Source organism: Dapis purpurea BLCC-M126 (assembly GCF_050015975.1).
Lineage (GTDB): Bacteria > Cyanobacteriota > Cyanobacteriia > Cyanobacteriales > Microcoleaceae > Trichodesmium.
Genome location: NZ_JBNHER010000093.1, coordinates 1 through 6134 on the forward strand (window position 1 = coordinate 1; position 6134 = coordinate 6134).

3 protein-coding genes are annotated in these 6134 nt (G+C 31.1%); 2 read left to right on the forward strand and 1 reads right to left on the reverse strand.

Annotated elements, in window-relative coordinates:
* The first annotated feature begins 1913 nt into the window (after nt 1-1913).
* Nucleotides 1914-2354, forward strand: coding sequence for a response regulator (locus ACP6PL_RS08675; RefSeq protein ID WP_426544582.1), 441 nt, complete (start codon nt 1914-1916; stop codon nt 2352-2354).
* A gap of 802 nt (nt 2355-3156) precedes the next feature.
* Here ACP6PL_RS08675 and ACP6PL_RS08680 read toward each other — a convergent pair.
* Nucleotides 3157-4074, reverse strand: coding sequence for a glutaminase (locus ACP6PL_RS08680; RefSeq protein WP_426544584.1), 918 nt, complete (start codon nt 4072-4074; stop codon nt 3157-3159).
* Nucleotides 4075-4396: 322 nt separating this feature from the next.
* On the opposite strand from ACP6PL_RS08680, the gene ACP6PL_RS08685 reads away from it, so the two are divergent.
* Nucleotides 4397-5077, forward strand: a complete 681-nt coding sequence (locus ACP6PL_RS08685) for an SDR family oxidoreductase (RefSeq protein ID WP_426544586.1) — start codon at nt 4397-4399, stop codon at nt 5075-5077.
* Nucleotides 5078-6134: the final 1057 nt, after the last annotated feature.

Below are 6134 nucleotides of genomic sequence, written 5' to 3' on the forward strand. Positions count from 1 at the left end.
TTCCCGCTCTTACAGAGCCGCTCCGCTAACGCCATATCCAATCGACCAAGAGAAAGGAATATTCCGTATTTTAAGCCTCTTGGTTTAGGAGGATGTACTGATAACTGATAACTGATAACTGAAATGACTTACCCACAGCAACAGCTCAAAGTATTTTGAAATTTTAATAAAATCTTTCCATGGCGTAAGTTCTATATATTTAGGTATATAAGTAGCTGGTCATTTCAGTTGTAAGTTAGCCTTCTAGGTCGGAGCTATCCTACGGAACGCTCCGCAAACGCTTTTCATGTCGGCAATAGCCTAAGCAAAACAACGGCTTTTTATCCCCTTGAAAGGAGAGGCTATTCACCTTATGTCTTTCTCAGAAATAAAGTTAGTTTTGAAGAGTAAGAGTTATTATAATTCGACGATAAAAGCCAGACACAAATTCAGTTAAGGTTTGGGAAAAATTGATAATATCCGTAATTTTTTCTTTGATTTTTCCTACTTACTTACTTACTTACTTATATATACAAGTTGATAATAGTTCTATAGCAATCCTAAATCATTCGTGAACAGTAATCGGCTTCAAACTCAGATACAGCAAGAATATTTCTGGAAAAATTTTACAAATCAGATAGGATTGCTATATTAATTGTCATCTGAAATAGAATAATTAGCATTACATAAAGATATCACATAGCCCCCTTAAAAGCTATCCCTGACAAGAGGAACTCCTAACACCCTTTTGTGATAGGGGGATGGGGAGATGAGGAGGTGGAGGGAGAGTGAGCGCATTCATTACGGCTTGCAGGAAAAAAAACTTATTTTTCAATACATTTACTCTTCCTAAATATCTATTGAATAGCAAACGCATAACTTCTATCTAATATCTACGTTTTATGTGAAGAAAAATGTTTATAAAGCATAGTCTTAAAAAGTGTGTCTGTTTTTTTGTTAAGTAATACCAAATCCATTTATAAAAAGGTGATTTTTTTAATCGTCTCTAATGCCAATTTTATTTTTTTAAAATAGTATAAGCTCTGAATAAGAAGGATAAAATACGGAATAAAGAAATAAGAAAAAATGAAGTAAATGATATAAATAGGCAGTTTTTATATTGGAAAATATCCTTTTAAGTATAAATTCTGATCTTTCCATTTTCTAGCATTCTTTTTTTTATTGGTATAAATTTTTCCCCATCTACTTTATACTCTATCTCCTAATCTTCACAGTAATAATACTATATAAACTGGATTTAGTATAAATAGTTTTGACAAGAGTAAATAAGAAAATAGACAAGATTAACTTTAAAGAATTAGTTAAATTATAGTCAAATTTCCAGCAAAATTTATTCAGAAAAACTTTCTGGATTTAACAAGTTTTTCAAAGGAGAGAAAAAGATGAGAATATCTAGCAAATATTTCAGTATTTAAAATAATATAATACTAAATTTGGTTTACTAAGATAATATTCCAAAAAGTCAAAATCGTTGCTTATGATTTTGGTATTCAGGTAAGTAGCCTATAATAACCAGATTTGGTATAACTACTTTAAACTTTCGCCTCAATACTCAATCTCAATATTTCCTTGCTAATTAGTGGATAGATATGGAAAATTCATAATTAATTTCACAATCTTCAAGAAAAATTCTGAATTTATGATGAGAAAAGTGTATGATAATTATAGGAAAATATGGTAATATATCTTCTGACTGCCACAAAATTTTAAAACTAAGTCAGCAATTTTAATCAAGTTTTGCTGAAAAATAGAATTTTAACTGATTAAGTTAACTGAGCCTGGAAGTGGGAAAATACTCAGAGGTGCAAGTATTCAGATAGCCCTATTCAGGTAAAGGTACTTATGGAAGTGAATATTAATCAATATCTCAATTAAATTAGGCAATTTTCAATCGATAATTTTACTCTGTAGTTATGCTTAAAAAGAAAGTCTTAATCATAGATGACTGCGAAGTTGTTAGAACACTATGTTCGCATATCCTGACAAAGATGGGATTAAAAATTACATTAGCAAGTAATGGTTTAGAAGGGCTAGAAAAACTTAAATTAGAGTATCCTGACTTAGTAATTTTAGACATTATTATGCCAGAAATGAATGGATATCAAGTTTGTCGTCAGATTAAATCCCAGCCTCAAACTATGAATATACCTGTAGTTTTTTGCTCTGGTAAAAGCGCAGAAGTTGATGTATATTGGGCAATGAAACAAGGTGCTGATGGCTATCTCAGTAAACCTGTAAACAAGGATGAATTAATGGCATTAATGGCGAGGTTTAATTTTATTAAAAATGTGAGTGCAGAATATAGTAATCAGTGTTTTTATAAGCAGGGTCGTGTCAGGATTTTACCTACATAAATATAATCTGATTGAATAATTTTTTGCATAATTAAACTCTTAATATCTGTAAATATTTGATTAGAAGTAAATTTACTGATAAACTACAAACAAATTTACTGGTAAATTTTGATTACCACCAGTTATCTATTAAAGACTTAGACTAAAAAACATAGAAGCAAGAAAATCAAAATCTTAAAGGCTAAAACTTTAATTTTGGATGGGCTATTTTCTTTCTATATCCCAATTTTATCCCAAGTTATACTAAATCTCACCCATGGCAATCTATATATCTTGAAAAAAGTCGTAGGTGGTAAGTATTTAGATGTTAATAATTTCGGGAAAAATACGAAAGTATAAAGTAGTTATCACACTCAATCATTAATGCCTGATCAATGCTATTACAGTAATTTTAGAGTTGATAAGATACAAAATTTTAGGACTTTAGGGAATAGGCAATAGGCAATAGGGAAAAATTTAGTATTAAACTTTACCTCCCCATCCTAAAAAGTTTTGTAATTATCACTTACCGAATTATTAATTATTAATTGTTAATTCAATAATTGTGGTTTAAAGCCTCCCCTTTTAAGGGGAAAAAGAGAAATGATATTTCCCAATCTTCAATCCTCTCGGTTTTAACCAGAGGTAATTATCAATTATCCATTATCAATTATCAATTAATGAACTAACCTACTACTGTATTTAGGTTTTATTTCAGTCATTTTCAGCCTCAAAAATATCAAAGTTTCTTTCGGGAAAAAAGACAAATAATTGGCATTAGTAAACAAGGTAGATTCCTGGTGAAAAATTAATTTCATTTTTTCTAACAAAGCACACTTAGTTCTAAATTTCTAGAAATTACTTCTAATAGAAATAAACCTGCTACAGAATTTCCTTGTCGGTCTAGAGGAGGACTATAACAAATAATTACTCCTGTGCTAGGAACTGCTCCCAAGACAATTCCACTAACACTAGATTTTGTTGGAATTCCTATTTTTATAGCATAATTACTTGATGCTTCATATAAACCACAAGTAGTCATTAAATCTTGAACTATAGAACAGTGTTTTTTCCAGTCAGTGTTAGGTGGCTTTACTAATAACATCCCCAAATTAGCCACATCAAAAATACTACCAGATAAACAACAGATTTGATTATAAGTATCTAAAGTAATTTCTGCATCTTTTATATAACCAGATTCTACTAATTTTTTAGCAATAGCTTGATTATTATGATTAGGTAAAGAACTAACTGAAGCTAACATATTTTTATCTAAAAATAATTGACAATTTTCGTGATTATTCAACCAAGAACAAAAATTTTCACACCTTTGTGTAGCAGTATTTCCTGGTAATAAAGATGATAAAGCGATCGCTCCACTATTAATCATGGGATTTCTCGGCCATCCCCGATCAGCTTCTAGTTGTTCTAAAGAATTGAAGGGTTTTTGTGAACATTCTTTACCAACTTTTTGAAATACAAATTCACTGCCAAATTTAGATAACAAATAAAATAACAAAAATGGTTTAATCACACTCATTAAAGGAACCTTAGTTTCAACATCTCCTAAGAAAGTGATATGATTATCAATACTTTGACAAACAACTGCAAAACTGTTAGGGTTAGCCTCTTCAAGTAAAGGGATATAAGTAGGTAAATTTCCTAATTTAGTCTGAGCTAATGCTTGTTCTACCCAGACTTTTAGTTGTTGTTGATTAATGTTGGATAAATTTTTAAACATAAATGCATAGCATGAAGTAGGGAATAGGGAACAGTTGGAAAAGCATTTATCCTGTCTAATATTCATTATGAGTCTATGTCTTAACCAATTCTTTTTTAGCTATAGCAATATGAAATTGTGAAAAAAACTGTAGTAGTGCTAAAAGTAAAATAAATTAGTAAGGATACAGAACTTATAGCTATTCTAAATGATTTGTGAAAACAAACTTTAGGGGTTTGAAAATATAATTTTATTTCCCTTGAGTTTGTCTCCAAACCCTTACGATGAAATGTTATAACATAAGTTAGGAAAATATAATTTATTTAATATCTATTGATTTCAGATGAAAAAGTTAATTGTAATTACAGGAGTAAGTCGCGGTTTAGGTAGAGCGATGACTGATGAATTTATTAATTTAGGTCATACTGTTATAGGTTGTGCTCGTTCTAAATCTGCTGTGGAAAATTTAACTGATAAATATGCTAATCTACATCAATTTACTTGTGTGAATGTAGCAGATGAAAATTCTGTACAAGAGTGGGCGGGTAAAACACTAACTAATTATTCAGCGCCAGATTTATTAATAAATAATGCAGCCATAATTAATCAACCAGCGCCTGTTTGGAAAGTTGATAGTGAGGAATTTTCCCAATTAATAGATATTAATATTAAGGGTGTGGCAAATGTAATACGTTATTTTGTCCCAGCTATGATTTCTAGGAGAAGTGGTATTATTGTTAATATTAGTTCTGGCTGGGGACGTTCTACTTCTCCACAAGTAGGGCCATATTGTGCTTCTAAGTGGGCAATTGAAGGTTTGACTCTTGCTTTAGCTCAGGAGTTACCATCAGGAATGGCTGCTATTCCTCTTAATCCAGGAATTATTCATACCGATATGTTAGATATTTGTTTTGGAGAGGAGGCAAAGTCTTTTACCTCTATTGAGTCTTGGGTAAAGAAAGCTGTTCCTTTTTTGTTGAAGTTGAAATCTGCTGATAATGGAGTACCACTTACAATATCTTAGCCGTGACAGGCTTTTCAAATCTTGATCGACACAGGAGTATAGCAGCAAGGATAGTATTCTACATATCCTTGGTTACGGTTTGTAAGGTTTAGGAAACACATTAAAAACAATACCAACTTTTAGAATAGACATCTTGCAAAAGTTGTTTATGGTGAAATTAAAAGTTTTTGACTTTTTTTGAACTACTCTCTATTCTTTCTAGCGATCGATCCCTCTATCAAGATAAATTATTAGTAGCAATAATTAATTTAGTTTAAATTTATCCAGTAAATTTAGTTTTACAGCCCACATTCCGAACTTGATAATGTGGTACAGGAAGATACATGAATCATCATCAGAATTTTAGCTAACAAATTAATTGTATAGAACAAAAAAAAGGAATGTTAAAGTCCTGTTGCTGAAACTAGGGGCTCCGATAACCAGCAAAAAACACAGGAGCAACTATATTTCTGTCAAGGCCATCAATTTTCTCAATTCAGGTAGCACTATCGCGTAGCGGTGCGTAGCACTATTGCCTTCCGGGCGGTTCGGAGAACCATCACGTAGTGGTGCTCCACACTGTCTATATGAAGATAGTGCGGAGTACCATCGCACAATATCAAAATTACTGATAATATTTTTGACAATAAGAAGTTCATTAATTGATAATTCCTTCTAATTAAAACCGTAACGAAATTGAATCTAAAGAAATAAGATTTCTTTTTTCTTAGTCAACTGGATGTGGCGTACTTCGCAAAGTTCTGTAATTCAAGTCGCTCCGCTTTTCATGTCGGCAACAACTGAAAACGACTGCTTTTTTTCCTTAAAAGAAGAAGCTTTAAACCTTTACGAATTAATTATCAATTATCCATTGATAAAAACTCTAAAATCAAGCTCCTACTTGCTGTAAAATTAACTAATTTTGAGATTAATTATGGTTAACAAAAGAATAAGAATGAAAGCATTGAAATATCCATTTCAATGTCGCAGTAATTGTCAGCTTTCCTAACTGGTTTTTAACTCCATTACCGAATTATTAATTATTAATTGTTAATTAAATAATTGTGGTTTAAAGCCT

Coding starts and splice junctions, on each gene's coding strand:
- ACP6PL_RS08675 (WP_426544582.1), top strand. CDS start 1,914: ATGCTTAAAAAGAAAGTCTTAATCATAGATGACTGCGAAGTTGTTAGA.
- ACP6PL_RS08680 (WP_426544584.1), bottom strand. CDS start 4,074: ATGTTTAAAAATTTATCCAACATTAATCAACAACAACTAAAAGTCTGG.
- ACP6PL_RS08685 (WP_426544586.1), top strand. CDS start 4,397: ATGAAAAAGTTAATTGTAATTACAGGAGTAAGTCGCGGTTTAGGTAGA.